Here is a 3,466-nt window from a genome sequence, read left to right on the forward strand (position 1 = left end):
GCTGCTGTCGAGGGACTGGTCGACGATCTGCTGGTACCAGACCTTCTCCTGCTCACTCGGCTCGGCGCTATTGCGCGGAATCCGCCGTGGCGGCGCCTCGGTGCCACCCGGTGCGGTGGCGTTGACGCGGATGCCGCGCTCGGCGGTTTCAAAGGCCAGACAGGCGGTCAGGGCGTTGACGCCACCCTTCGCCGCGCCGTAAGGCACGCGATGGATCCCGCGCGTGGCAACGGAGGAAACATTTACGATGGCGCCACTGCCCTGCTCGAGCATTAGCGGCAGCGCGGCGTGGCAGCACCATAGGGTAGGGAACAGTGAACGCCGCACTTCGGCCTCGATCTCGTGTTCCTGGTAATGCTCGAATGGCTTAGCCCAAATGGTGCCGCCAACGTTGTTGATCAGAATGTCCAGACGCACTTCGGCCTCGATCTCGTGTTCCTGGTAATGCTCGAATGGCTTAGCCCAAATGGTGCCGCCAACGTTGTTGATCAGAATGTCCAGCCGACCGAAGCGCTCGAGCGCCGCCGCCATCACCCGTTGGCACTCGGCGAACTGCTCAAGGTCGGCGGTCAGGGTCAGCACCTCAGCGACTCCGACCAGTTCGTCGGCCAGCTCATGTATTAGCTCGGAACGGTCGACCAGCAGCAGCCGACCGCCTTCGGCCGCCATCCGTTCGGCCACACGGCGACCGATGCCCTGGGCAGCGCCGGTGATAACGGCAGTCTTGTCCTGGAAACGTTTGTTCATGAACCACCTCGGTTGTGTAGCCCAGATGCAATTTTGGGAAAGTTCGCAGGACGGCGACCGATGCCCTGGGCAGCGCCGGTGATAACGGCAGTCTTGTCCTGGAAACGTTTGTTCATGAACCACCTCGGTTGTGTAGCCCAGATGCAATTTTGGGAAAGTTCGCAGGGAACCTGGGGCCTACTGAACGAATAAAACAGGCCCGCTCACCTAGTAAGCGGACCAAAGGAGCCTCTAGGCGCTGGCGGCGAACTTCTCATAATAGAAATTGGCCGGCTGGATGCCCTGTGCGCGAATGTACTGACTGACCGCCTCGACCATCGGTGGCGGACCGCAAAGGTAGACATCTACCTCACCGCCGTTGAGGTGTTTGGGCTCGATGTACTGGGTCACATAGCCCTTTTGCGGATAGGCGCTGTCTGGGCTGGCGACGCAGGCGGTGTAGCTGAAGTTGGGAATGCGCGCGGCGAATGCCTCTAGCTTGTCCATTTCAACCAGATCGTAGTCATGGGTGACGCCGTAGATCAGATGGAGCGGGTGCTCGCTGCCCTGCTCGGCGATCTTCTCCAGCATCGCGGTGAACGGTGCTAGGCCGGTACCGCCCGCCAGCAACAGCAGCGGCCGCTTGATCTCGCGCAGATAGAACGCGCCCAGCGGACCAGCCAGACTGACGCTATCGCCGACCTTGGCGAGGCTGGTCAGGAAGCTGCTCATCAGCCCGCCCGGCACGTTGCGGATCAGGAAGCTGACCTCACCATCCTTTTGCAGCGAGCTGAAGGAATAGGCGCGGGTCTGGTCGCTGCCCGGCACTTGCAGATTGACGTACTGGCCCGGCAGGAACGCCAACTGGTTCAGCGATGCGCTTTTGATAGACAGTGAGATGGTGCTCTCGGACAGCTGACGCACGTTGCTGATCGCTGCCTGATAGCTGGCCTGCTGGGTCTTGCAGACGTCCGATGCGGCCGGAACGCGAATCACGCAGTCGCTTTCGGCGCGCATCTGGCAGGTCAGCACGTAGCCCTGCTCGGCTTCGGCTTCGCTAAGTGCATCCTCGATGTACTCCTCGCCGAGGCCGTAGCGGCCGCTCTCGGCGAAGCATTTGCAGGCGCCGCATGCACCGTCTCGGCAGTCCAGGGGTAAATTGATGCCTTGGCGGTAGGCTGCATCAGCAACAGTCTCGCCAGCATTAGCATCGATGAAACGAGTGACGCCGTCTTCGAAGTTCAGTGCAACCTTGTGTGTCATGGCGGCACCTCAGACGTGGTATACATCGATAACTTGGCGGATGTAGTCGTTCTTCAGCACGACCTTCTTGGCCTTAATTAGCGGGGTCTCGCCACATGTGTCGAGGGTGCAGAAGTTAGTGCCAAAGAAGTGGTCCACCGTGTTGTACCGATAACTCATGGTGTGCCAGTTGTAGCGCAGCTTACAGAAGCCGCCGGACTGCTCGAGCAGCTCCAGATTGCTGATGTTGTGGCTGGTTCGGGTGTCCGGAATGGTGGCACTGGAGCGCTCGGTCTTGATGCGGAACACCCGATCCTCTAGGCCACCGCGATTGCCGTACCAAATCAGCGAGATCTGGCTCTGCGGGTCTTCGGTCAATTGGTCGCGGTCGTCCCAGGCCGGCATCCAGAAAGTGGCGTCCGGCGCGTACATTTCCAGCCAGCTATCCCACTGCTTGTCGTCGAGGTGGCGTGCTTCGCGGTAAAGGAAATCGCGCACGGCTTCGTAGGAGATAGTCATTTACGCGCCCTCCGCGTGGATCAGCCGATCCTGTTCTGCCTTGACGGCCTTGATCATCTGCTGTTGCCAGTACTTGTGCTGCATGACGAACAGGCCTTCGTCTTCCGAGCGGACACCGCTCAGCTTCGGATGCAGATCGATCTCCTTCGCGCCCTCGTCCGGCCCCTCGATCCAGTGTTTGGCGCCACGGGACATGTCGTTCATCCCCCCGCCGGCGAAGCCGTCCTGGCAGGCGCGGAATTCCTCCAGGTCGTCCGGGGTGGCCATGCCGCTGACATTGAAGAAGTCCTCGTACTGACGGACACGGCGGGCACGTGCCTCGGCGCTTTCGCCTTTCGGCGCGATGCAGTAGATGGTGATTTCGGTTCTATCCACCGACAGCGGACGGGTGATACGCAACTGCGAGCCGAACTGGTCCATCAGGTAGAGGTTCGGGTAGAGGCAGAGGTTGCGGGAGACGCCGATCATCCAATCGGCACGGGCTTCACCAAACTCGCTGGCTAAGCGATCTCGCTCGGCGAACAGCGGGCGGTTTTTCGGGTCACCCCAGCGTGCCCAGACCATCTGGTGGCCATTTTCAAAGGAGTAGAAACCGCCGCCATCCCCGCCCCAGCTACTGGCGCTCATGGCGCGAATATCATCGCCCGCTTCTCTCAGCTTGCGCTGCTGCTGGGTGGCGGCGTAGTTCCAGTGAACAGTACTGACATGGTAGCCGTCGGCACCGTTCTCGACCTGCACTTTCCAGTTGCCTTCGTAAACATAGGTACTGGAACCGCGCAGCACTTCCAGACCTTCGGGCGACTGGTCGACGACCATGTCGATGACCTTCCTCGACTCGCCGAGGAACTCTTCCAACGGGGCGACGTCCTCGCGCAGGCTGCCGAATAGAAATCCGCGGTAGGAAGCAAAGCGCGCAACTTTCTTCAGGTCGTGCGAGCCGTCACAGTCGAAGCTGTCCGGATAGCCGGCGCCCTTGGGG

4 protein-coding genes are annotated in these 3,466 nt (G+C 60.8%); all 4 read right to left on the reverse strand.

From position 1 onward, the window contains the following. The coding region (locus AO268_RS32185; RefSeq protein WP_099170906.1) for a 1,6-dihydroxycyclohexa-2,4-diene-1-carboxylate dehydrogenase at positions 1 to 747 on the reverse strand (747 nt) is incomplete at its 3' end. Between the two features lie 231 nt (positions 748 to 978). Next, complete coding sequence (gene benC / locus AO268_RS32190; RefSeq protein ID WP_016355705.1) at positions 979 to 1,989, reverse strand: benzoate 1,2-dioxygenase electron transfer component BenC; 1,011 nt, start codon at positions 1,987 to 1,989, stop codon at positions 979 to 981. A gap of 9 nt (positions 1,990 to 1,998) precedes the next feature. Next, positions 1,999 to 2,487, reverse strand: coding sequence for a benzoate 1,2-dioxygenase small subunit (benB, locus tag AO268_RS32195; protein WP_032495580.1), 489 nt, complete (start codon positions 2,485 to 2,487; stop codon positions 1,999 to 2,001). Further along, a partial coding sequence (locus AO268_RS32200) for an SRPBCC family protein (RefSeq protein WP_099170907.1) occupies positions 2,488 to 3,466 on the reverse strand: 979 nt, incomplete at its 5' end.

This window comes from Pseudomonas sp. ICMP 8385 (genome assembly GCF_002699915.1).
In the GTDB taxonomy this organism is placed as follows: Bacteria; Pseudomonadota; Gammaproteobacteria; order Pseudomonadales; family Pseudomonadaceae; genus Aquipseudomonas; species Aquipseudomonas gessardii.

What these genes read in the sequence shown, in the direction of transcription:
- benC (WP_016355705.1), bottom strand. Translation starts at nt 1,989, where the DNA reads ATGACACACAAGGTTGCACTGAACTTCGAAGACGGCGTCACTCGTTTC.
- benB (WP_032495580.1), bottom strand. Translation starts at nt 2,487, where the DNA reads ATGACTATCTCCTACGAAGCCGTGCGCGATTTCCTTTACCGCGAAGCA.